We start from the raw sequence: 22,562 nt of genomic DNA on the forward strand, positions 1-22,562 counted from the left end.
ACTTTTGCCCGAGGGATCGAAGCGACCTCGAGGATGTAGCGTTTTAGCCTAGACGACGACTTTGCTCTAGTTTATCCACAGGCAGAAAATCCATAGTTTCCTTAACAATAAAAAAAGGATACGATACATCGTTGTTAGATGTATCGTATCCCTTTTATATATTACGCTTACGCGCGAACTTCTTCACTTTTTTCTTCAGCTTGTTCCTTTTTTTCACTAGCATCCTCTGCTTTAGGTTCTTCGCTAGCAATGAAATCCTCCAGTGGCTCTTCACCCTCGAAAGAAACAGTACCATCGTCAAAAACAGTTGGTGCCTTTGCTGATTTTAATGTTTTTACTTTCTCTACTAATTGTGTAGATTGTTCTTGAATTTGTTTAGATAATTGAACCGTTTTATCTTTTGCAGTTGTCGAGAAATCTGCACTCTTATCTTTTAGGCTAACAGCTTGTACTGCTACATCGCTAAGTAAATCTTTTCCTGATTTCGGAGCTAGTAATAAGCCGGCAGCTGCACCCACTATACCCCCAACTAATGCACCAATAACGAAATCCTTCATGTTCACTCGCTCCTCCTCATAAATTGATTCCTGCGGATGATAAAGCTGTGGCAATGAACTTTCAAGTTGTTGTTCCTTCACTTCATTAAAATTTGGCTTTTGAGTTGTCATGCAACAATTCCTCCCCATCTTATTATCTATTTTGCCTAGACTGGTTGTCCATCTGCCTTCGCGGATGCATTCTTCAACTTATGCCTAAGACTTTATTTTTATTCAGATGGCATTAACACCTACCGAATAATAATTATTTTTTACGGCCCCATTTTCTTTTCGATTTTTCCGTTTGCTCTGATTCAAAAGGATAAACATCATCTTGAATCACCGCATTGGCCTGATCGGTAATTTTACGTTTTTTCCACTTATCAGCAATGCCGATCGCGACATTGCTCCACTGAACAACCTGTGCAATTTTTTCTTCATTTTGTTCCACACTTGTAGAAATTGAAGAAGTAATTTGCTGTACAGATGTATTTAAACCATTCACAGAGTCGCCAATTCCTTTGACTGCATGAACAACAGAATTTAACTGTTCAGATTTTTCTTGAATATCCTCTGCCAAGCTATTTGTTTTGGATAGTAAGGAAGTCGTTTCACGTGTAATCCCTTCCATTTGTCCTTCGATACCTGATAATGTTCCTGCTAAACTGTTGAGGATTGATTTGAGCGAAAATAATGTCATTCCTACGCTCACACATAAAATTAAAAAACCGATTGCTGCGATGATTGCTGCAATATACAAAATAACTTCCATAACTAGACCTCCTGCAAGTAAAAATTCTCTTTACTAATACTATCCTTATCTTCGACAAAAAAACCTGAATTCCTTCTCATTTTTGAGAAAAAACAGCTTATTCCTTGCGGATTAAGCTGTTTCGTTGTTCTTTAGCACGTCTTCAAAAGCATCTTGGAATTTGTGAACATCGCCAGCGCCCATAAATAAAAATACTGCGCCCTTATGCTTTGTTAACACATCGATTCCTTCAGTGGTAATCACTGCACTGCCTTCAATTAAAGACGCTAAATCTTGGATTGAAAGTGCGCCTTGTGTTTCCCTTGCAGAGCCAAAAATATCACATAAGTATGCTGTATCTGCAAGACTTAGACTATCTGCGAAATCCTGTAAAAAAGCTTGTGTACGTGTAAATGTATGTGGTTGGAAAATAGCAACTAGCTCACGATCCGGATATTTTTGTCGTGCCGATTGAACCGTTGCACGGATTTCAGTTGGATGGTGTGCATAGTCATCTATTAAAACATTATTCCCAATTTCCGTTTCTGTAAAACGTCTTTTTACACCTTTATATGTGTTTAAACGTTCTTGAACGATGTCTGGTGAAATACCTTCATATTGGCAAAGTGTAATAACAGCTAAAGTATTTAATACTGCGTGGTCACCAAACAATGGTATAAAGAATGTACTATAAAATTCATTGCGGACAAATACATCAAATTTTGTACCCTTTGTTGTTTTTTCAACATTACGAGCCTCAAAATCATTTTCAGCCCCAAATCCATAATAAACAACTGGTACCTTTGCTTGAATACGTTGTAGATGTTCATCATCACCGCAAGCAATAATAGCTTTTTTAACCTGTAATGCTAATGCTTGAAAGGCTGAATATACATCCTCTATGTTTGCAAAATAGTCAGGATGGTCAAAATCAATATTAGTCATTACTGCGTAATCGGGATTGTATGCTAAAAAGTGTCGACGGTATTCACATGCTTCCATCACAAAGAAATCGGCATTTTCATGCCCAGCTCCTGTTCCATCACCGATTAAATAAGAAGTTGGTTTATAGCCTCCTACAACATGAGCCATTAAGCCTGTCGTAGATGTTTTACCATGTGCACCCGTAATAGCAATCGACGTATAATTACCGATATATTCACCTAAAAATTTATGGTAACGAATAACTTCTACACCGATTTGACGTGCACGCTCTAATTCGGGATGATCATCAGGAAATGCGTTCCCTGCAATAACTGTCATACCTTCTTTAATATTATCTGCATTAAATGTAAAAATTGAAATATTACGCTCACGTAACGGCTGTTCCGTGAAGAAATATTTATCAATATCTGAGCCCTGTACTTGTTCACCAGCATCAAATAAGATTTGTGCAAGTGAACTCATGCCAGAACCTTTAATGCCTGTGAAATGAAAAACTGTCATTAATTAAACCCCCCGGGAATTCAATATCCCTTCTATCATCTATTAGGTGTATCGTATTTTTTCACTAATTATTAGGTATTAATACCTTTGGAAGTGCTAAAAAATACGTACTAATCAACACATCTCGTCTATTATAGCACTATTTAAGCATAAGGATAAATGTGCAACTTTTCTAAAAAAACTAATTTTGACGTAATGAAGATAATCTATACGAAAACAATACAATTCTTATTCAAACATAGCAATTAAATCTTCTTCCGTAATATAACTTTCTCGTGGTTTACTGCCTCTTGCCTCGGACACAAAGCCATGTGATTCCAACATATCGATTAAACGAGCAGCACGATTATAACCAATATGGTATTTGCGCTGAATCAAAGAAGTAGAAGCACCTCCTTGCTCATAGACAAATCGACATACATCCTCAAACAGATCATCTTGTTCAGCAGAAACCTCCGTCTTCTTTAAAAGTTCCTCTTGATCGAATATATAATCCGGCTCTCCTTGTTCACGAACATGCTCAATAATCGCTTCAATTTCATCATCTGTCACAAATGTACCTTGTAAACGCACTGGAGCAGACATACCATTACCCAAATATAACATATCGCCTCGTCCAAGTAATCTTTCTGCACCTTGCCCATCTAAAATTGTACGTGAATCAATTTGTGAAGATACCGCGAAAGCAATACGTGTAGGAATATTTGATTTAATAAGCCCTGTAATAACGTCTACAGAAGGTCTTTGAGTTGCAACAATTAAATGGATACCACAAGCACGTGCCTTTTGCGCAATACGACAAATTGCCTCCTCTACATCTGTAGGAGACATCATCATTAAATCTGCCAATTCATCTATGACAATTAGAATATAAGGTAATTTTAAGCTATGCTCATTATTTTTATCCGCAATTGCATTATAACGTGTAATATCACGTGCACCTGCATGAGCAAACAACTGATAACGACGCTCCATTTCCTCCACTGCCCATTTAAGTGCAGCTGTAGCAGCTTTAACATCTGTGATGACTGGGCTAACTAAATGTGGAATATGATTAAACGGTGCTAATTCTACCATTTTAGGATCAATCAGCATCAGTTTTAATTCATGTGGTGCTGCTTTATATAATAAACTAACCAAAATTGAATTGATACAAACTGATTTACCAGAACCTGTAGCTCCGGCAATTAAGCCATGTGGCATTTTTCGTAAATCAATGGTTACAGGCTTTCCTGTTAAATCCAGACCCAATGCTGCTTCTAACGGTGAATCTGACTCAAGGAAAGAAGCACTATTTGTCACTTCTGATAATCGAACAGCGCGAGATACACGGTTCGGTATCTCAATGCCAATTGAGCTCTTCCCAGGAATCGGAGCTTGGATACGGATATCTTTTGCTGCCAATGCAAGCTTCAAATCATCTGATAGATTGCGGATTTTACTAACCTTCGTACCATGACTCACTGTTATTTCAAATTGTGTCACGGCAGGTCCTTGCATAATGGATTCTATTTGAGCTGAGACTTGGAAATAAGACAAAGCTTCGACCAACGTATCCCCTTGTTGCTCCATCCACTCAGTATCCTGTGTTTTTTCCTCAGGTGGCTCTAAAAACTCATCTTCTGGCTTTTGATACACATGAACAGGTTTTCGAGGTATTTCCATCACTTGATTTCCCACGAATGTTTCATCTGATTTAGAAGGTTGCTCTGGATACTCTTCTAGATCAATATAATTCTCTTCGGGAATCACTACATTTTCGGTAGTAAGCTCCTGTTCAGTAGTTGTTTCTAGTTCCTTTTCGGTTGTTACTTCTACTTCCTTTTCGGTAGTCACTTCCACTTCCGTTTCAGTTGTTACTTCTACTTCCTTTTCGGTAGTCACTTCCACTTCCGTTTCAGTTGTTACTTCTACTTCCTTTTCGGTAGTCGCTTCCATTTCCGTTTCAGTTGTTACTTCTACTTCCTTTTCGGTAGTTGCTGAAATTTCGTCGGAGCTTTCAACATCAATCACAGTCTTTTCTAATGTCGCAACGTTCGACATTGATGTTACTGGTGCCATTGTAATGACGGATACACTATCTGTTGCAGCATTGAATGGAGCAGTATTATGAATAGAAACCTCGTCTTCCTCCGACGATTGTGGTGCTGTTTTATCATCCATCTCTAACTCACTAATCTCTCGTTGAATTTGTTCATTATTGGATGGTACCAATTGTTGTTCTTCCTCTAAATGAATCGGCTCAAAAGATGTCTCCTGTTCTTCTTGATCCTTTTCAACAATTGTTTGGGTCGGCTTCGTATTTTTTAATTGCTGTCGGATTCTCCATTTCTCTTTATCAGTTTTTAGCATTAAAACATTGAATGGAACCCCACTACTTTTTTCTTTCTTTTCTACAGATTGTTCTTGCAATATATCTTGCACACCATCTTCATTCATGGATGGCTGGACTACTGTAACTTCACCAATGTGGATGGTAGAATTTTCGATTTGTACTTGTTCTACGACTACTTCTTTTACATGAATTTCTGATTGATCAACCGGAAGTTGTTCAATATTCAGCTCATGCTGAACAGCTTCTTTCACTTGGTCTTCAAATTCTACGGCAAAAGAAGTTGTTAGTGGTACAGGTAATTCCGTTGTCGTTTTATCATTAGGATGATTGGTTTCATCTGATAATTTATCATCAAAAGTAATCGGTGGCTTTGCAGGTGCTTCAATTGTTTCAAGGATTTCTAACTGTTCAAGTCCATCCTTTTGATCTGCACTATTAGGCTCTTTTTCTTCTAGTATATTTTCAATAGCCCCATTTGTTGTCGCTTCTTCTATAGACTCAGATGCTATAGGTACTTCTAACTCTTTTTTATCGTGCTCTTCCTTCCGTTTCTCTAATAGTTGCTCAATTGGGCTCGGCTTAGTAAAACCATAAACTGGTGACGGAACATCACTTGGTACAAAACGTTTGCGATTAGCAGGTAAATCACTTTCATCTGTTTTTTCTAATGGATAATTCGTATCCTTAGGCGCAGTCGGTAATTCATTTTGTGCATCTCGAAAAACAAGACTTGCTTTCGAACGATTCTCCGGTTCAGGCTGACTTCGCGTAATCGTCGTTCTACCTGTTCTCTTCGTTCGATTTGCTAATAGGTCTCGAATACCTGAAACTTCAATATCATAAACACTCGAATCCACAATATGATTATTTAAATGCCTCGGTAGCGTTAAATCTTCAATTTGTCCGGAGGATGCATCGTCCATATAATTGAATGCTTCTTTTGATGATGGTGTTGATGGTGGAGCTGAAAATTCCTCATCCTCAATTAACGGAAAACGAAAAGTTTTTTGCTTTGCTGCTGTTGTTTCTTTATATGAGTTTAGTTGCTCAGATCGTTCTTCTTCATAGTCATCATAAAACTCTTCATATTCGTATTCATTGTCATCTTTATTTAAAAATTTATCCATTTGTTTTTTTAACCAATTCACATTGTTTCACTCATTTCTCTTACACTTCATTTATAGCATTTACTAAATCAATTATGCCTCGGTAAATCCGCCGGAGGCTTTAGGCCAACATATGTTTTCTGTGCGAAAGCGTAGCGGCAGCAACATATGTTTTCTGTGCGAAAGTGTAGCGGTAGCAACAGCACGATGTTAGTCACTCAGTCGTTGCCACAGGACGTGCTTTCTTAGACTGAGTTCCTCTATTTCAGCGGGTATTTGGACACCCGCTGAAAAGTAGCCTAAATGTGCATTCATCTCACCACCTACAGAGGTAGGAGACTTCTGTACCTGTCGCTACGCTTTCGGTACAAAAAATATTTCTGAAAGAAGTTAAATGTCTATAACAAAAAGCATACCATAAAAATGTAATAGAAACTTGTATTTAGAGGCTCATTCTAGACAAAAAAATCGTTATGTTACTAGCATATTAGTAGCATAACGATTTTAAGTACATATAATCAATTCGGTCTTGGTATTAATTAGGATATCACTTTACTTCTGCAAAGCTAAACCGTGTTTCCGAAGACTTTATTTAGTTGGTGTTTCGAACGCACTACCAGTTTTCGCATCTTCCGGTAAAACTAAAATTCCTTTTTCAGAAGGTGCATTTGGTATCGCTAATTCGCGTGCTGAACATAGCATACCGTAGGATTCAACACCTCGCAAATTACCTTCTTTAATAAGCATTCCAGAAGGCATTACTGCACCGATTTTAGCTACGACAACCTTTTGACCCGCTTCCACATTTGGTGCGCCACATACAATTTGTAATGTTTCTTCACCTACGTTTACAGAACAAATGCTTAGTTTATCAGCATTCGGGTGCTTGTCCTTTGTTTCTACATAGCCCACAACAAATTTTGGAGAAAAATCTACATCTAAGCTGATTTCAGCTCCGTTTTTTGCAATAGCTGCCTCTAGCTGCGCAGCTAATTCTGGAGTAACTTCAACTAAACCTTGTGCTTCAGTTTGTATATAGTTGCTGGCATTAAATAAATTAAATGCTTTAATTTCTCCTGTTTGTGCTTCCTTTAAAATAGCGATATCCCCCGCACGTTCTACCTCTGTTTTCACGATTGATTCTGTCGCTAATTGTACTAGCAATACATCTCCTACATGCTCTTTGTTGTAAAATACATTCATTGTTTCTCTTGCTCCTTTTTAACTCTGTTTTTTGCTAATATAAAGATCGGTTCTAGCTCCCCATCTTCATAAATAAAAGATAATGACGTAATCGGTACGGTACCGACAGCAAAGAAATGCATTGTCATCTGTGCTAATACATCATACCCTGTTTCATTACGAATATCACCTACTATTAATACATCCTGATGTGGCACAGATAACGTCATGTCACCCTCAATTTTAGTCTGCATGTCTTTCAAAAAGCTTTCATTTAAAATGCGACTTGCATCGTAGCCATCATTAGCATTAACAAAATAGAAAACATTCCCTGCAACTTCATCTTTTTTATAAACTGCTGGTAGTTGCTTTACAGAGAATCGTGCCATATCACGAACTTGCTCTACTGTTAATTGTAGTACCTCTAACATGGATTCATCAATAAAACGATAAGTTTTTCCTAAATCAAGCGCATAAAAAATACGTGTTTCAGCTGTATGTTCAGTCGTGATGAATGCATGCCCCTCCTTCGAGGCTTGAGGGTAGGATGTCGCACGAATAACTGGATAAATTTGTGTAGTAGTTTGGAATCCTTGTTCCATCTCTTGCTCCATCGCATTAAAGGTTTGCTCGATTGTATAAACGACTTCATCGATTGCAGCCCCTTGCTTGTCATTATATTTGGCTAATATACCTGGTAGAGAGAGCTCCATCCCTTTACCAATTTTTTTATGGTTCAGACGTAATTTATCGTGCTTTTTGTCAAATTCAAAATCAAACTTTCCCTCATTCAATTGTTGTTTTAATAGGGACACAAGTTGTTCTGATTTAATTTGTTTCACCTAGCTCACATCCTTTCTTCAAAATCAATTTAGGTTCAGCACTGTTGCGCAGAAATGTCACTGGATGTGACGTTTATAAACTGAGTTCCTCTATTGTAACTTACTATTTGCCAAATGAAGAGAAAACGGCTCACATGTTTGTGAACCGTTCTGTTCAAAACTATCCAATTTATTTAATCTTAACCGAATGAACGATTTTCGTCATCTCGTGTAAATTATCTTTAATATGTTTTGCCTGAGAAATGGTCGTCATTTTTACACCACCATTACTAACAATAAGCTCAAATTCGTTCTCATTATCAGTTTTTAAAACAGCCGCAAAGCCAAAAATACCATTCTTTTCATAAGTATTTTCTTCGACTATGTATTTTGAACTATCAGCTTTTAATAGATTGTAATATAGTTTACTATTTGCATCTTCACGATCATTAATGAAAAGAATATAACTCTCTTTTCCTTTCGTTACTAATATATTATATGCATCTGAACTGTCATCAACTTTAAAGTTTGAAGGTAAGTATAATTCTACATCCCCAATACTATCTGTTTGCTCTTCTGGCTGTTCCGCAAAAACGGTTGTCGTATGTTGAAGTCCATCTTGAATTTGTTCATCAACCGATTGATTACAACCAGTAAGCCCCAAAAGTAGAAGTAGTAAGCCAACAACTCTCACCGATGTATAAGACATGATCTTCATCCTTTCATTGCTAACTTTTTTTCTATTTTAAAAAAGTTTTATCAATTATGCAACTTCACTATTCCATTATTACTAATCAACAGACACTACTCATGCGCTAATGTGAACAAATATTGACCAACAAGAAGCGAGACTATATGCTCGAACATCGCCTGACGACTTACTAACCCTTGTGTAAAAATACCTACAGCTCCCGCACCTTGTCGGATATCCCGACGTTGTGTATATTGCTCCATTACAGGTCCAAGTTCCTTCCCTGCTCTTATTTCCTGGGCAATTTCTTCTGGTAATATAATTTGTGCGCCCGAAGCTGTATAGGTTGTGCCATTTGATACGGTAAGAGCTCCCCAGTTGCAAACATACATCACACCATCAATTTCAGTCACTCCACCCTCTAATCCAAACGATAATTGCGTACCCGTCTCATTGATTGCGTTTTTCGAACGATTTATTGCGCCTAAGCGTGTTTCTTCATGAGTCATCGGTTGATCAGATACTTGTGATGCAGCCTTAACGCAGGTGAAAATTGGTTTATCAAAATACTTTCTAGCTATAACTTCAACTGCCTCTGTTTTTGCTTTGTTTGTCGTACCAATAGCTATGTTCATGTTCTAATCCCTCTTTCTTTGCATAGAAAAAGATGCCCCTAAAGGCATCTATTAACTTGTTTCAGTGGATGTCATATTTTACACATTAGCGCGAATTGTTGCTAATGTCGAACGATCTGCTTTTTTCACTAGTTCCACTATTAAAGCTTTTGCAGCTGCATAGTCATCAATATGAATAATCGATGCAGCTGTATGAATATAGCGTGAGCAAATTCCAATTACTGCACTAGGAACACCGTCATTCGCTGTGTGCACACGTCCTGCATCCGTACCACCTTGTGATACAAAATATTGATAAGGTATATGATTCGTTTCGGCAGTATCTAAAATGAACTCAAGCATGCCTTTATGTGTAACCATTGTACGGTCAAGAATACGTAATAATGTCCCTTTTCCAAGCTGACCAAATTGATTTTTTTCTCCTGACATATCATTTGCAGGTGAAGCATCTAGAGCAAAGAATAAATCTGGTTTAATCATATTTGCGGACACTTGAGCACCACGCAGACCAACCTCTTCCATCACATTCGCACCTGAATATAAATGCGAGGCTAGCTTTTCATCCTTAACTTCTTTCATCAATTCAATTGCCAATCCACAGCCATAGCGGTTATCCCAAGCTTTGGCCATAATTTTTTTCGGATTGGCCATCGGTGTAAATGGGCAGACAGGGATAATTGATTGACCTGGACGAACACCAAGTGCAATAGCATCTTCTTTATTGTCTGCGCCAACATCTATAAGCATATTTTTAATATCCATCGGTTTAGAACGTTCAGTATCTGTTAATAAATGTGGTGGTATTGATGAAATTACACCTGGAATCGCGCCATTATTGGTAAATACCTCAACGCGTTGCGCTAGCATAACCTGGTTCCACCAACCACCTAATGTTTGAAAGCGGATCATCCCGTTATCGGTAATAGAAGTAACCATGAATGCCACTTCATCCATATGACCAGCAACCAACACTTTTGGTGCATCAGCAACTTCACTATGCTTTACACCGAAAATACCCCCTAAATTATCCTGAACGATCTCATCCGAGTACTTTTCCAACTCAGAACGCATGAATGTACGTACTGCATGTTCATTACCCGGCGCACCTGGTAATTCCGTTAATGTTTTAAATAATTGTAATGTTTCCTCATTCATGTTGACTCTCTCCCCACGAAGTAGAATATTCTTCCTTGTCCATTGTAACATATTTATCTATATTCAAACGGAGGACTCCCATTCTCCAATGAGTAACGGGATAAATGCTCTCGTCACAGGGTATCCCAAATTTGCTGAAATATTTATCTGTGCGAAAGCGCAGAGCTAACGTAGCGACAGTAACAAATATTTTCTGTACGAAAGCGTAGCGGCAGTAACAATTAAGCCAAGGTGAAATTGAATGCCAACTTCGCAATATGGATACATTTCCTAAAAAAGTGCTAACGTGTGAACGTGCATTCACTCTGTATGCTATGTTAAAATGAAGCTATAGAAAAAGGAGGAAAAAAGCATGAAATTACGTGATTTTTTAATTGGTGTTGCTACTGGCCTTGCTGCCGCAGTCATTGTTAAAGAAGCAAGTGAAAAGGTTTCTCCGTATGTACCTGCAGGACAAGTACTCGAAAACATAAAAAAGGAATTTAAAAAAGATTCACCGATTGACGGTTCTTGGATTTTTATGAAAACAGACAATTTTTCAAATGGCATTATGACTATTCCTGTATACCGTGGAGGTATCTCTCGTTTACACGAGGGTGAAATGCAAACATTTGAATTTGCTGCTGACGCTCGCTCTGGTGTTGTAGTAGAGCTACAAGAAGTATAACCTTACTCAGTAATACTCGAACAAATATTATAGAACCTTAAAAAGAAGCCATCTCAGTTAATTGAGATGGCTTCTTTGTTTTATTCAGTCAAACCTTTATTGTTAAAGTACTTTTTATATTTTCGATAATAATTTAAATTATTTAACGTCAGCTTCACCCAACGTTTTGCATTCATATCTTGATTAAAGTAAAGAGAGTTTGTACATTTCCCTTCACGAATTAATTTTTTCGCTTCTAGTTTAAGCTTTTCATTTGATGCATATTTAAATAATACACCTTTAGGAATAATCATCCATAAATGCTTATCCTGAACATAAGTTACTTCCTGTTCAATATTTAACATATGGTCATCAGCTACATACTTCATTAAATTATGACCACTTGCTGTAACATAATAGCTTGAACGGCCATTACGCAAATTGATTTCAAACAACTTATATTGTTTGTCCCGCATATCGTATTTCATATCGAAGTTAGCAAAGCCTGTATAACCGATATCCTCTAAGAAGAATCGTACTTGATCCATTAATTCTTTATCGTATGTTGTAACGATTGCTGCATAACTACCGATTCCTTCAGGTGAATGCTCTTCTAAGATTGGGTTTCCTAGACACATTAGCTTCACTTTGCCATCTTTCCCTACATATGCATTTAATACACGCATATAAGAATCGTCACCTGGGATGAATTCTTGAATAATCATTGTGTCCTGATAAGTTGAGCTATAGATTGCTTTTAAAATAGCTGTTTTTTCCGCTTCATCATGTGCAACGAATACTTTTTTCTTACCTGGGAATGAACATGCCCAGTATTCCACCGAGTTCGATGCCTTTAAAATAATTGGATATTCAAAAGGTGGCGTAAAGTTTTCGTAATTGTCAGCTGTCACTGTAGTCGTACCTGGATACTTAAAATCGTACTTATCACACATTTTATAGAAATTTTCTTTTAATAAAATTTCATCCATTAATGATTCGTCAATATATGGTACTGTAAAATGTTCTTGCAATGCTGGCTTATTTTTAATAATAAGCTTTGCATAATCATCTCCACACGCTAACAACAATAGTTTTTTATCAGAATATTTTTTTGCGACCTTTGCAAGTGCAGGTGCAAATACATCCTGTTCATTTAAGCGATCAATCTCTTGGAAATTTATGATATGGCTGTCTTGCGTTGCCGTTAAATGTGAACGCCCTAATACAAGTGGTTTAATACCATATGCCTCATAAAATGCACGTGCCATACCATATGCATTCATATCTGATCCTAGTAATACTGGTAAAAATGGTTGCTCAGTTGCCATGTATATTTCAACTCTCTTTTGTGTTTTAGTATAGCCTTTAGTGTATCATATTTTCCAAAATGTTCACGGAAAAAGTGTCAAAAAAATGGGGTATAGACAATTAAGCTCATCACCTTAATATAAAGTTGATTTCCGTTCCGACTGTTTAACGCCAATAATTTATATATATGGCATACGTTTGCATGAAAACAATTGCGAAGTTCCAATTCATCACTATAAATTAGAGTGACGTGCCAGAGATACATTCTATGCGAAGCGTTTGATTGGAGTGGAGACTGGGCGACTCCTCGGGGATTAGCGATAGAGGAACGAAGGCGAAGACCATCACATCCTGTGATAACGCCTTCGTGACCAACATCGTGTTGGCCCGAGACCCTGGAGCGAGCGACGCGAGTGAAGCGGCTCATCGGACGCCCCCAGGAAGCTCTGCTCTGCGCGAAAGCGAAGCGTCAGCGGCAAAGCGCCCAGTCGGAACGGAAATCAAACCCTAGTTTTGCCAAAGAACCATACTTTACCTTAATTTCATTGACTCAATACTTTTCTACACCGCAATAAAAAAACGTGCGAACACAAAAGGCTCACACGTTTTTTGTTTAGAATGTAATAACAGCTTGTCTGCTACGCTCTAATTTATCTACAACTTCTTTACCTGTTTCATCCCATTTAATCATGCGGTAATACGCGTCATGGTAGAAGATAAAGCCGTAGCCATTCGCAAGTGCTTCTTTCATTATACGTTCCTTCGCAAAGACACTCGCCATTGGATAGTCGTCATACGCTAAAACCCATAATGGATTTTGATGTGCATGTGTTGGCATAATATCTGCCATATGCAATAATACCTCGCCATTTTGAGTCAATTTTATAATAGCGTGTCCATCACTATGACCACCAGTATGAATCATTTCAATACCTGGAGCTACCTCTAACGTACCTTCATACGTTTCGATTAAGTGCTGAACTGGCTCCCAGTTTTCTTTCCAATACGTATTTTTCGAGCGAATATTTGGCTCACGCATTTCATCCCACTCAATTTTCGTTACAAAGATTTTTGCATTCGGGAATGTTGGTACAAGTACATCATCTTCCCATTGCGTTAAACCTCCAGCATGGTCAAAATGTAAATGCGTCATTAATACTACATCAATATCAGCTGTTGTTAATCCTAGCTCTTGTAAGCTAGCCGCTAATGTTGATTCCTCAGTTACCCCAAAGTTTCGTAGTTGTTTTTCATTTAATTTGTTAAAGCCAACGCCTGTATCAACAATATAATTTTTACCACCATATTGAATTAAAATCGGCTCAGTTGGTAACTCGATTTGATTTTTTTCGTTGACTGGATATTTGCGTGCCCAAAGTGGTTTTGGTACAACGCCAAACATAGCACCGCCATCAAGGCAAGTGACACCCCCGTTTAGCCATGATAATGACATATTGTGAAACTTTAACTGATCCATCCATACTCCCCCTATTTAGTTAAAAATTGCGATTCTAGACGATAGATTGGCTGTCCTTTAGCTGAAAATTTCTGCTCATATTCAGTCATAACATTGTCCTCAGGCATATTCGCATGTAGGTCGAGTGATACATACTTAAGTAACATACCATATTCAGATATACTCGTTAATGAATACTCAAACAAACCACGGTTGTCCGTTTTAAAATGGATTTCCCCTTCATCCACTAAAATCGACTCATATAATTTCAAAAAATCCCCGTGCGTTAAACGTCGCTTAGCATGGCGCGTTTTTGGCCAAGGATCTGAGAAATTCAGATACACACGATCTACATCATTTTTTTCAAAGTATTTATATAAATCTGCGCCATTTACTTTTAATAGTCGTAAATTCGCTGGAGATTTAGCCTCTAAAATTTTTTCCAATGCACAAACAATTACACTGTCATAAAGCTCAATGCCAATGTAATTTATATCCGGATTTTGTAAGGCCATACCTGTGACAAATTGCCCTTTCCCAGTACCTACTTCAATATGTAGTGGGTTGTCATTTCCGAAAACAGCCTGCCAATTTCCTTTAAAGTCTTCAGGATTTGGAACAATCACCTCTGGATGACTCGTAATCATTTCCTCCGCCCAAGGCTTATTTCTTAATCTCAATTTTCTTCCTCATTTCTTTCTCATGAAATTATTGATTTTTTATAGTATAACGTATTACCATAAAATTCGCATGAAATTATTGCGAAATGATATTTTTTGACTCATCACTATAACGTGGGGTTGATTTCCGTTCCGACTGGGCGCTTTGCCGCTGACGCTTCGCTTTCGCGCAGAGCAGAGCTTCCTGGGTGCGTCGGGGCAACAGGATGTTGGTCACGAAGGCGTTATCACAGGACGTGATGGTTTTAGCCTTCGTTCCTCTCCCGCTTCGCTTCGCTGCAGGGCCTCGGGCCAACACGATGTTGGTCACGAAGGCGTTATCACAGGACGTGATGGTTTTAGCCTTCGTTCCTCTGTTGCTGATCCCCAAGGAGTCGCCCAGTCTCCATTCCAATCAACTTTTATGCATAGCATAGTTTAACAATTGTCAACCCCAGCTTTAAGTGAGGGACCATTTTTATCAATGTTTCTCCGATAGTACCTGCCAAGCATCGCGTTGCACTGTACTATGAATCCCCGTTCCCTCTTTAATTTCCCCAATATAGTTACCATCTGTATGACAATCAACGTCATTTCCGTGCACGAAAATGTCAAATTGATGGCCTTGCAAAAAAGTAATCTCTTTAAATTTTGTATGTTTTTCAAAAAATACAGTGACGAATACTAGTAACAATTTAAGTCGGGAAATACCGTGAACGATTGTTATTTCGATTTGTCCATCATCAGGTTTAGAAGATGGACAAATTTTCATTCCTCCTCCGAAATAAGGTTGATTGCACATCGCAACAAACCATACTTGCTGAAATTGCCATTCTTGATTGTTTGCTTGAATCTTTACATCAAAGCGTCTAAAGCTAAATAGTCCTCTAACAACAGCCACAGCATAGGATAGCTTACCGAGCCCTACTTTATTGAGGTAAAGCTTCAAGCGAGATGCATTAATACGTTTGGTGACAAATGCGTCAAAGCCCACGCCAGCATTATTGACAAAAATCTCATGCTGATGATCTCCAAATTGAAAGGCACCAACATCCATTGGGAGGTAAACCAGTTCATTTTGTATATAGCTTTCAATTTGAAAGGCATCTTGAAATGTAGTAAAGTATCGTGCGAAATCATTTCCAGAACCAGCACGAACTGCACCAATAACTATAAATTTATTATGTACAACGCCACTAACAACCTCATGTATCGTGCCGTCACCGCCAACAATAACAATTAATTTTTTTGTTTGAGCATCTTGCGCCCAATTTTTTGCAAGCTCCTGCCCATGTCCCTCATATTCTGTAAAGGCGACTTCATAGTTAATTGTTAAATGCTGTTGAAGATGATGCCAAACTTTTTTACCTTTACCGTGCCCCGCAGCTTCATTCACAATAAATAATACTTGCATCACCTAATCCCCGGCTGGTTGAGAAGATTGCTGCCAAATATCTCGATTAAAGGATGTTGTTTGTACATTGCTTAAAATCGTTTGAGAAGCACGAATTTGCATATGCTTCATAGGAGAGGAAACTTTCCTTAAATGCTCCATCCACTCTCCATAATTTCGACGATCAACAAATTGGATTCCGTAAGGTGCTCCTGGATAATCGAAATAACCATTCTGTGTTAAAATAACCTTGCGAATCGGCACATTTATATTATCCTGCTTAAATAATTGAGTTAATACAGACTCCATACGATTTAAACTTATCATTGGATTCAGGACTTTTGAATTCTTCGTCCCTACTTTTTTTATCCAAAATCGCTCACTGCCTCCTACATAAACTGCTTGATTTTCCGCTTCTAGTACTGTTATACAAATACATTCTGTCGGTGACATTAGCACGACATCAAGCTCTATAGGTGCTTTTCTAATTTGTAAAATAGGATAATAAAAAAGCAAATAATTATCAGGTAATTTTTGTAACAAATTTCGCAACAAAGGATCACGCATAAAACGAGGATCTACATATGACTTTTCACGTAGTGTTGAACTTGCCCATTTCATTTGGAAATGGAAAAATTGATCGATAAACATTCGTTTTAATTCATGAACAGATTGTGGTGCATAGACAATTTTTGGTTCAAATGTTAAAGTCGTTTCTTCGTCTGGTATGCTATCTTCATCACTCACTAGTTCATTCGTTATTTCGATCTGTTCAATATCCTCATTTTCTTCCTTCTGACGACCGGCGAATATTTTTTTGAATAAAGAGAACCTTTCTTTTCCCTCAAAAGAATCATTTTCTGAATCGTCGTCGTTATGTTGCCACTCGCTAATTTCTTCTCCTAACTCCCACTGTCGCTTAACACGCTCCCATTGACTTTGCTTTAAGCGTACAAATTGTGTTGGATATCTTGCTAAATCAATTTGATAGCGTGAAATATAATCTTGTAATTTCACCAATTGTGCCATGTGTTTTGGTCACTCCAATCTTACTCGCCCTATATCTAATTTGTTAATTTCTCCACTCTTGCTTAGTAGGCAAATCAATTGCAATATCAATCAATTTCGCCTTGGCATAATTGTCGCTTTCGCACAGAAAACCTTTTGTTGCTGCCGCTTCGCTTTCGCACAGAAAACCCTTTGCTGTTGTCGCAAAATATTGCTAAATGAAGATAAATAGAAACAATTGCATACATTACATCGACATTTGCTCATTGAAATTAAATCCCGATAGCAATCATTCTACAACTGTAGTCATCGTTTTTTATTTTACATGACGTTTCAGGAGAAAACATCCATAATTTGTTCTATAGAAAAAGAGAGCTACCCAAAGTTTAGGATAGCTCTCTTACAGAATTCATTTATTTAGCATTAAAGGAAAGCGGTAATTTCGCCTCGAATGCTTGTTGTAATTTACGAGTCCATTCACCTGGAACTCCAGCACCAATTTTGTTACCATCAACATCGATAACAGGTGTTACTTCAGAAGATACAGATGACACAATGATCTCACTCATTGTTAATAAATCCGCCTTTGTCATTGGTTCTTCAATTACAGGTAAATTAATTTCATCAGCACATTTTAAAATAACTTGGCGTGTAATACCGTTTAAAATGAAGTTATTTGCAGGGTGTGTATAAAGCTTACCATCTTTAATGCCGTAAACATTTGCTGATGAACATTCTGTTACGATGTCACCGCGATGTAAAATAGCTTCATAGCAACCTTTTTCAGATGCTTCCTGTTTTGCCATTACAGCACCTAATAAGTTTAAAGATTTAATATCACAGCGTAACCAGCGAATATCCTCTACAAAGGTAGCCTTAACACCTTTTTCAAAATTTTCATATGAACGCTCTCCAACTTTTACATTCCCTGTTAATACAGCTGGAACACTTGCATCTGGGAAAACATGATTTCGAGAAGTTGTACCACGTGTGATTTGGAAGTAAACATGGCCTGTTTCCAAATTGTTTTTTTCAATAAGTTCATGTAATAATTTGTGTAATACGTCTTTAGTATAAGGAATGACAAGACGAATTTTTTCGGCACTCGCATAGAAACGATCAATGTGTTCTTGTGCTGTGAACATGTTTCCGTTATATACTTTTATTACTTCATAAATGCCGTCACCAAATTGGTAACCTCTGTCTTCTGGAGAGACTGCAATAGATCCTTCTTCAACGATTTGATCATTCCATAATGAATATGCCATGTTTCGTTCATCCTTTTCATCTTTAATTTATTTGTTTCCTGCAAGTTCAACAATTGCTTCAGCATAAATAGCTGTTGCTTTTATGAGATTTTCAATGACGACAAACTCATCCGCACGATGCGCTACGTCAGGTTCACCTGGGAACAACATGCCAAATGCTACACCTTTTTTCATGACACGTGCATACGTACCACCACCAGTGGACAGTAAAGGCGTTTCATAATCTCCGGTTTGACGTCTATAGATATCTGCTAAAGTCTGGATAAATGCATCGTCCTCGCTTACATAATGAGGTTTAGAGTCATCTTGAATATCCAATGAAAATCCTTTTGCCGCAGTTAAGCGTTGTGCTTCCGTGATTTTTTCATCAAACGGATATGTGACAGAATAGCGCATACTAATGACCATACTGCCACCTTTAGCCACATCGTAGGTTACAATACCTGGATTTAAAGTAGTTTTACCAGACATTTCATCCTCAAATTGTAAATCAAGCTTGTTGCCATAATGGTCTTGATAAAAAACATCTGCGGTAAAGTCGACAAATTGTTTACTTGCCTCTGTCGTCAACTCTTGTTGTAAAAATGCTGTAAGATAAACAGCTGCATTGATACCTTTTTCCGGCTCCATTGCATGGGCTGCTTTACCTTTGATAGTTATTATATAGCGAGAACCCTCCATTAATAAAGAGCCTTCTAGCTGATTTTTGCTTAAAAATGCGTGAAAATTCTGTTCGAATTGCGGGGACACAAATTGCACTGTTGCTTTTGCAAAATCCGGTACCATATTTGGTCGCTTTCCAGCATTAAATAGTAATAGCTGTTCTTTCGAAGCATCGCCTGTTTTATTTTGAGAGAACACTAGCTCTGCAATGCCCTTTTCAGCATTGATGAGCGGGAAATCCGCATCTGGTGCAAATCCAATCGCCGGCATTTCCTCATGTTTAAAATAGTGGTCGACACAGCGGAAGCCAGTTTCTTCATCCGTACCGATTATCATACGGACTCTTTTATTAAGCTCAATGCCTGCATCTTTGACAAGTTTCATGGCCATCCATGCTGCAATTGTTGGGCCTTTATCATCTATTGCACCACGAGCAAATAGCTTTCCATCTGCTACAGTGCCGCTAAAAGGTGGGTATGTCCAATTTGTTTCATCACCAACTGGTACCACGTCAACATGACATAAAATACCTAATAAATCATCACCTTCACCCATCTGTATGTGACCTGCATAATTATCAATATTTTTAGTTTGCAAACCTTCAGCTTGGCCCTTTGTTAATAACCATTCAAGAGCCTTTAATGGACCATCACCAAAAGGTACTTCAGTAGTGATCGTATTCTCATCGAGAACACTATTAATTTGCACAAGCTCCTGTAAATCTTGTATCAATTCATCTTGTCTTTCTTTTGCAGCTTGTAACCAATCCATATGATGTACCTCCTCTAAAGTAATAACATTATTCTACTCTTTACAACATAAATTACAATCATCTTTCTTACAACTTTTCAAAATCTTACTTCGAAAACTACCACATATAGCACGTTTTTCACTTATTCCCACAAAATACAGTAAAAATTTTATGTCTTAATTGTAAATTCCTCTTGCATTCACTAGAAAACTGACTTGTTTTTCTATATAATGAACTTATCAGAATAATTTTTCTGAATATAAAATTAGAAAAGGGGATGTCTAAGGCAGCTACTTATTAGCCTAAGTGCACTCCGCACATATTGTCGTCCGCTAGTCTTTGCCAAGAGAATTAAGATGAAGGAGTGGTTCATTTATGAAACCAACTACTGATCGAATGCTTAATCGTATTAAAGATGTGTACATGTTTATTTTAGACAAAGGAACCGTGTCTACACAGGATTTAGTCGAAGAGTTTAGTATCACTCCTCGCACCGTTCAAAGAGATTTGAACGTGTTAGCCTTTAACGATTTGGTGATGAGTCCAAGTCGAGGCAAATGGACAACGACGAAGAAAAAAGTAAAATTGACGTCTTAGTTTTTACGTGTAACGCGTAAAGCATTTTGTATTGGAAAAGAATGACCTTTCGTCGTGGTCATTCTTTTTTTGTTTTCTACTTTTTTGATTCCCCCACCATTTATCAAGCTACCAAGCAAATACTCTCAAAATATTGCGTTTACTTTTAGTGAAAATCCCCCCTAATGATAAATATTCATTAGCTCATCATCAATGAGAACCTAGAGCGAGCAGGCAGAGGAACGAAGTCTAAAAACATCACATCCTGTGACAACGCCTTCGCGACCAATCTCGGTACGGTTGCCACTTCGTTTACACTCCGCTTTCGCGCAAAAAACATCTGTTGGTCCAAGCAGCTCATCGGACGCCCCCAGGAAGTTTTGCTCTGTGCGAAAGCGAAGCGTCAGCAATTGTTTTATCTGTGCGAAAGCGTAGCGACAGCAACAACAAAGCGCCCAGTCGGAACGGAAAACAACCTCCCATTGTGATGACTTTATACAAAGCATTTCTCTCCTATATCCGCTAAGAATTCATGCACAACATTTGTTTTCTCGGCGTTATCCCCAAAAAAATTTTGACTATTTACAATTGCTTAACAATCCGTTAAAATCGAAACATTCTACATTTTGGAAGGAGGATTTTTCTATGAAACTCCGAAAACTGTTTCACCCTCTAGTTTGGATCATTTTAGGCGGAACTATTTTCACACGCATAGCAAGTTTTATGGCAATGCCCTTTTTAGCCATTTACTTACATAATGAAATTGAAGCATCTCCTTTACAAATAGGGTTGACGATTGGTATTGCACCGTTAATCTCCACTGTCGGAGGATTCTTTGGTGGTTATTTAACTGACCGATTTGGCAGGAAGAGCATCATTTTACTTACTATCGTTGTTTGGAGCATTGTGTTCTTTGGCTTTGCAACAGCTCATACGGTTTGGTTCTTCGTAGCATTGAATGCCCTAAATGGCTTATGTCGCTCCTTCTTTGAACCCTCTACACAGGCATTAATGATTGATTTTACTCCTGCCGAGAAACGAAAAAGATTGTTCTCACTTCGTTATACAGCAATTAACATAGCGGCTGTCATCGGTCCTGTCATTGGTGTTTATATATCTCAATTGTCTAGCCCAAGTATTCCATTTATGCTGACAGGAATTATGTATATTATTTATGCTGTATTTTTATTTTTCGTTTTAAATCGCTATGAAATGCAGCAACCAAAAGCTTCAACTCCAACTAAAATACTGCAAACATTTACGATTCTATTGACGAATCGTGTACTTCTAAGCTTTATTTTTGGAGCAATTTTAATAAATATTGGTTACTCTCAATTTGATTCAACATTACCACAAATCATTGAACTTAAAATCGAAGATGGTGCCAAGCTCTATTCTGCACTAATCTCACTAAATGCAGCGGTTGTATTATTACTACAATTACCTATTAGTATACTTTCAGAACGGTTTTCTTCGACAACTACTCTATTAGTAGGGATTCTGTTCTTCGCGTTTGGTCTTTTATTATTCGGCTTCTCAAATAACTATCCACTATATATAATCGCTATGATTATATTCACGATTGGTGAAATTTTCGCCTTTCCGACTATGAGTATCTTGATTGATGAAATTGCACCTGATACACAAAAGGGAGTCTATTTAGGGGCAGCCCAATTTAAAAATTTAGGAGGCTTTATTGGCCCAATTATTGGCGGGTGGCTGTTAATACATTACATGGATGCAATGTTTTCAGTTATCGCTGTTCTTGTTTTATGCAGTTGTATATTTTATAGATCAAAACTTAAGCCACAATAGGGATAAAGTGAAACTTTAATCAGTGGGGGGTTTTTTATCCCCACTGATTATTAGTCTTCACCAATCGGGTTTTTACGGGCAGTTAGACTCCTACCTAATTTCTTTACTCTCATTACGTTTTAAAGTGGGAGTACCTGACGCTTCTCTTTCAGTAAGATAACTTACTGCCCGTTAATACGGGATAAAGTGAAACTTTAATCAGTGGGGGTTCTTTATCCCCACTGATTATTAGTCTTCACCAATCGGGTTTTTACGGGCAGTTAGCCTCCTACCTAATTTCTTTACTCTCATTACGTTTTAAAGTGGGAGTACCTGACGCTTCTCTTTCAGTAAGATAACTTACTGCCCGTTAATACGGGAT

20 protein-coding genes are annotated in these 22,562 nt (G+C 37.8%); 3 read left to right on the top strand and 17 right to left on the bottom strand.

Annotated elements, in window-relative coordinates:
* Positions 1-167 precede the first annotated feature (167 nt).
* The 9 genes from ACQKMI_RS03495 to ACQKMI_RS03535 all read right to left on the bottom strand — a co-directional run bounded on the left by ACQKMI_RS03495 (position 168) and on the right by ACQKMI_RS03535 (position 10,658).
* Positions 168-668, bottom strand: coding sequence for a YtxH domain-containing protein (locus ACQKMI_RS03495; protein ID WP_323649171.1), 501 nt, complete (start codon positions 666-668; stop codon positions 168-170).
* A gap of 133 nt (positions 669-801) precedes the next feature.
* Positions 802-1,308, bottom strand: coding sequence for a DUF948 domain-containing protein (locus ACQKMI_RS03500; protein WP_323649173.1), 507 nt, complete (start codon positions 1,306-1,308; stop codon positions 802-804).
* A gap of 111 nt (positions 1,309-1,419) precedes the next feature.
* Positions 1,420-2,733, bottom strand: a complete 1,314-nt coding sequence (gene murC / locus ACQKMI_RS03505) for a UDP-N-acetylmuramate--L-alanine ligase (RefSeq protein ID WP_323649175.1) — start codon at positions 2,731-2,733, stop codon at positions 1,420-1,422.
* A 228-nt stretch (positions 2,734-2,961) separates the two neighbouring features.
* Positions 2,962-6,216 (bottom strand): DNA translocase FtsK, encoded by a 3,255-nt coding sequence (locus ACQKMI_RS03510; protein ID WP_427487258.1) that lies wholly within the window; start codon positions 6,214-6,216, stop codon positions 2,962-2,964.
* A 546-nt stretch (positions 6,217-6,762) separates the two neighbouring features.
* Complete coding sequence (gene ytpR, locus ACQKMI_RS03515; RefSeq protein WP_427487259.1) at positions 6,763-7,377, bottom strand: YtpR family tRNA-binding protein; 615 nt, start codon at positions 7,375-7,377, stop codon at positions 6,763-6,765.
* On the bottom strand, positions 7,374-8,198 hold the full coding sequence (locus tag ACQKMI_RS03520; RefSeq protein WP_427487260.1) for a DUF1444 domain-containing protein: 825 nt from the start codon (positions 8,196-8,198) through the stop codon (positions 7,374-7,376). The genes ytpR and ACQKMI_RS03520 overlap by 4 nt, the downstream gene beginning before the upstream one ends.
* 169 nt (positions 8,199-8,367) lie before the next feature.
* The gene (locus ACQKMI_RS03525; protein WP_427487261.1) at positions 8,368-8,886 is read right to left on the bottom strand and encodes a hypothetical protein; all 519 of its coding nucleotides are present in this window, start codon (positions 8,884-8,886) and stop codon (positions 8,368-8,370) included.
* Positions 8,887-8,981: 95 nt separating this feature from the next.
* On the bottom strand, positions 8,982-9,503 hold the full coding sequence (locus ACQKMI_RS03530; RefSeq protein ID WP_427487262.1) for a DUF84 family protein: 522 nt from the start codon (positions 9,501-9,503) through the stop codon (positions 8,982-8,984).
* Between the two features lie 78 nt (positions 9,504-9,581).
* Complete coding sequence (locus tag ACQKMI_RS03535; RefSeq protein WP_427487264.1) at positions 9,582-10,658, bottom strand: M42 family metallopeptidase; 1,077 nt, start codon at positions 10,656-10,658, stop codon at positions 9,582-9,584.
* A gap of 352 nt (positions 10,659-11,010) precedes the next feature.
* On the opposite strand from ACQKMI_RS03535, the gene ACQKMI_RS03540 reads away from it, so the two are divergent.
* Positions 11,011-11,325 carry a peptidase M4 gene (locus tag ACQKMI_RS03540; protein WP_053485038.1) on the top strand — a complete coding sequence of 105 codons (315 nt, stop codon included), beginning with the start codon at positions 11,011-11,013 and terminating at the stop codon, positions 11,323-11,325.
* 80 nt (positions 11,326-11,405) lie between these two features.
* On the opposite strand, the gene ACQKMI_RS03545 is transcribed toward ACQKMI_RS03540, so the two are convergent.
* The 8 genes from ACQKMI_RS03545 to pepV form a co-directional block, all read right to left on the bottom strand.
* Entirely contained in the window at positions 11,406-12,632 is a 1,227-nt protein-coding gene (locus ACQKMI_RS03545) for an ATP-grasp domain-containing protein (RefSeq protein WP_427487266.1), read from the bottom strand.
* Between the two features lie 593 nt (positions 12,633-13,225).
* Positions 13,226-14,089 carry a YtnP family quorum-quenching lactonase gene (locus ACQKMI_RS03550; protein WP_427487267.1) on the bottom strand — a complete coding sequence of 288 codons (864 nt, stop codon included), beginning with the start codon at positions 14,087-14,089 and terminating at the stop codon, positions 13,226-13,228.
* An 11-nt stretch (positions 14,090-14,100) separates the two neighbouring features.
* On the bottom strand, positions 14,101-14,748 hold the full coding sequence (gene trmB / locus ACQKMI_RS03555; RefSeq protein WP_427487268.1) for a tRNA (guanosine(46)-N7)-methyltransferase TrmB: 648 nt from the start codon (positions 14,746-14,748) through the stop codon (positions 14,101-14,103).
* Between the two features lie 76 nt (positions 14,749-14,824).
* Complete coding sequence (locus ACQKMI_RS03560; protein ID WP_427487269.1) at positions 14,825-15,142, bottom strand: hypothetical protein; 318 nt, start codon at positions 15,140-15,142, stop codon at positions 14,825-14,827.
* A 66-nt stretch (positions 15,143-15,208) separates the two neighbouring features.
* Entirely contained in the window at positions 15,209-16,141 is a 933-nt protein-coding gene (locus ACQKMI_RS03565; RefSeq protein WP_427487270.1) for a diacylglycerol/lipid kinase family protein, read from the bottom strand.
* Between the two features lie 3 nt (positions 16,142-16,144).
* Positions 16,145-17,149 carry a nuclease-related domain-containing protein gene (locus tag ACQKMI_RS03570; RefSeq protein ID WP_427487271.1) on the bottom strand — a complete coding sequence of 335 codons (1,005 nt, stop codon included), beginning with the start codon at positions 17,147-17,149 and terminating at the stop codon, positions 16,145-16,147.
* Between the two features lie 392 nt (positions 17,150-17,541).
* Positions 17,542-18,396: a D-amino-acid transaminase gene (dat, locus tag ACQKMI_RS03575; protein WP_427487272.1), complete on the bottom strand. Its 855-nt coding sequence runs from the start codon at positions 18,394-18,396 to the stop codon at positions 17,542-17,544.
* Between the two features lie 27 nt (positions 18,397-18,423).
* Entirely contained in the window at positions 18,424-19,830 is a 1,407-nt protein-coding gene (gene pepV, locus ACQKMI_RS03580) for a dipeptidase PepV (RefSeq protein WP_427487273.1), read from the bottom strand.
* A 355-nt stretch (positions 19,831-20,185) separates the two neighbouring features.
* Between pepV and ACQKMI_RS03585 the strand changes: the two genes are divergently transcribed.
* Both ACQKMI_RS03585 and ACQKMI_RS03590 read left to right on the top strand, forming a co-directional pair.
* Positions 20,186-20,407: a DeoR family transcriptional regulator gene (locus ACQKMI_RS03585; RefSeq protein WP_049667439.1), complete on the top strand. Its 222-nt coding sequence runs from the start codon at positions 20,186-20,188 to the stop codon at positions 20,405-20,407.
* Between the two features lie 624 nt (positions 20,408-21,031).
* Complete coding sequence (locus ACQKMI_RS03590) at positions 21,032-22,201, top strand: MDR family MFS transporter (RefSeq protein ID WP_427487274.1); 1,170 nt, start codon at positions 21,032-21,034, stop codon at positions 22,199-22,201.
* The last annotated feature ends 361 nt before the right edge of the window (positions 22,202-22,562 follow it).

The organism is Lysinibacillus sp. NPDC097214, assembly GCF_050277945.1.
GTDB classification, from domain to species: Bacteria; Bacillota; Bacilli; order Bacillales_A; family Planococcaceae; genus Lysinibacillus; species Lysinibacillus xylanilyticus_B.

What these genes read in the sequence shown, in the direction of transcription:
- pepV (WP_427487273.1), bottom strand. Translation starts at nt 19,830, where the DNA reads ATGGATTGGTTACAAGCTGCAAAAGAAAGACAAGATGAATTGATACAA.
- ACQKMI_RS03530 (WP_427487262.1), bottom strand. Translation starts at nt 9,503, where the DNA reads ATGAACATAGCTATTGGTACGACAAACAAAGCAAAAACAGAGGCAGTT.
- murC (WP_323649175.1), bottom strand. Translation starts at nt 2,733, where the DNA reads ATGACAGTTTTTCATTTCACAGGCATTAAAGGTTCTGGCATGAGTTCA.
- dat (WP_427487272.1), bottom strand. Translation starts at nt 18,396, where the DNA reads ATGGCATATTCATTATGGAATGATCAAATCGTTGAAGAAGGATCTATT.
- ACQKMI_RS03590 (WP_427487274.1), top strand. Translation starts at nt 21,032, where the DNA reads ATGAAACTCCGAAAACTGTTTCACCCTCTAGTTTGGATCATTTTAGGC.
- ACQKMI_RS03545 (WP_427487266.1), bottom strand. Translation starts at nt 12,632, where the DNA reads ATGGCAACTGAGCAACCATTTTTACCAGTATTACTAGGATCAGATATG.
- ACQKMI_RS03585 (WP_049667439.1), top strand. Translation starts at nt 20,186, where the DNA reads ATGAAACCAACTACTGATCGAATGCTTAATCGTATTAAAGATGTGTAC.
- ACQKMI_RS03565 (WP_427487270.1), bottom strand. Translation starts at nt 16,141, where the DNA reads ATGCAAGTATTATTTATTGTGAATGAAGCTGCGGGGCACGGTAAAGGT.
- ACQKMI_RS03570 (WP_427487271.1), bottom strand. Translation starts at nt 17,149, where the DNA reads ATGGCACAATTGGTGAAATTACAAGATTATATTTCACGCTATCAAATT.
- ACQKMI_RS03540 (WP_053485038.1), top strand. Translation starts at nt 11,011, where the DNA reads ATGAAATTACGTGATTTTTTAATTGGTGTTGCTACTGGCCTTGCTGCC.
- ACQKMI_RS03495 (WP_323649171.1), bottom strand. Translation starts at nt 668, where the DNA reads ATGACAACTCAAAAGCCAAATTTTAATGAAGTGAAGGAACAACAACTT.
- ACQKMI_RS03500 (WP_323649173.1), bottom strand. Translation starts at nt 1,308, where the DNA reads ATGGAAGTTATTTTGTATATTGCAGCAATCATCGCAGCAATCGGTTTT.
- ytpR (WP_427487259.1), bottom strand. Translation starts at nt 7,377, where the DNA reads ATGAATGTATTTTACAACAAAGAGCATGTAGGAGATGTATTGCTAGTA.
- ACQKMI_RS03535 (WP_427487264.1), bottom strand. Translation starts at nt 10,658, where the DNA reads ATGAATGAGGAAACATTACAATTATTTAAAACATTAACGGAATTACCA.
- ACQKMI_RS03525 (WP_427487261.1), bottom strand. Translation starts at nt 8,886, where the DNA reads ATGTCTTATACATCGGTGAGAGTTGTTGGCTTACTACTTCTACTTTTG.
- ACQKMI_RS03550 (WP_427487267.1), bottom strand. Translation starts at nt 14,089, where the DNA reads ATGGATCAGTTAAAGTTTCACAATATGTCATTATCATGGCTAAACGGG.